A 1,059-nucleotide genomic window follows, 5' to 3' on the forward strand; every position below is an offset into this window, starting at 1 on the left:
CGAAGAGTCCAAGCGCCTGGTTGCCGCCCACGGCGACAGCTCGGACATCCTGGAAGTGATCAAGGTCCTGACCGAGATCCGCAACGGTCGCGGCGTGGTCGATGACATCGATCACCTGGGCAACCGTCGCGTGCGTTCGGTCGGTGAAATGGCCGAGAACGTGTTCCGCGTGGGCCTGGTCCGCGTCGAGCGCGCGGTCAAGGAACGCCTGTCGATGGCAGAGTCGGAAGGCCTGACCCCGCAGGAGCTGATCAACGCCAAGCCGGTGGCTGCGGCGATCAAGGAATTCTTCGGCTCCTCGCAGCTGTCGCAGTTCATGGATCAGAACAACCCGCTGTCGGAAGTGACCCACAAGCGTCGCGTCTCGGCCCTGGGCCCGGGCGGCCTGACCCGTGAGCGTGCCGGCTTCGAAGTGCGCGACGTGCACCCGACCCATTACGGCCGCGTCTGCACCATCGAAACCCCGGAAGGCCCGAACATCGGCCTGATCAACTCGCTGGCCGTGTACGCCCGCACCAACCAGTACGGTTTCCTCGAGACCCCGTACCGCAAGGTCGTGGACGGCAAGGTCTTCGACGAAGTCGAGTTCCTGTCGGCCATCGAAGAAAACGAGTACGTCATCGCCCAGGCCAACGCCCTGACCGATGTCAACAGCGTGCTGACCGAGCAGTTCGTTCCCTGCCGTTACCAGGGCGAATCGCTGCTGAAGCCGCCGGCGGAAGTCCACTTCATGGACGTCTCGCCGATGCAGACCGTGTCGATCGCGGCTGCGCTGGTTCCGTTCCTGGAGCACGATGACGCCAACCGCGCACTGATGGGCGCCAACATGCAGCGTCAGGCCGTGCCGACCCTGCGTGCGCAGAAGCCGCTGGTCGGTACCGGCATCGAGCGCGCCGTGGCGCGTGACTCGGGCGTGACCGTGAATGCCCGTCGTGGTGGCGAGATCGTGCAGATCGATGCCGCCCGCATCGTGGTCAAGGTCAACGAAGTGGAAATCACCGACGCGACCGATGCCGGCGTCGACATCTACAACCTGATCAAGTACACCCGCTCCAACCA

Annotated in this window: 1 pseudogene; it reads left to right on the forward strand. The window is 64.5% G+C overall.

Going from position 1 to position 1,059, the window contains the following annotated elements:
* Positions 1 to 1,059: pseudogene (gene rpoB / locus DBR20_RS10300) on the forward strand (DNA-directed RNA polymerase subunit beta); the annotation flags it as partial.

Origin of the sequence: Stenotrophomonas sp. HMWF023, from assembly GCF_003060985.1 — a bacterium.
Classification (GTDB): Bacteria; Pseudomonadota; Gammaproteobacteria; order Xanthomonadales; family Xanthomonadaceae; genus Stenotrophomonas; species Stenotrophomonas lactitubi.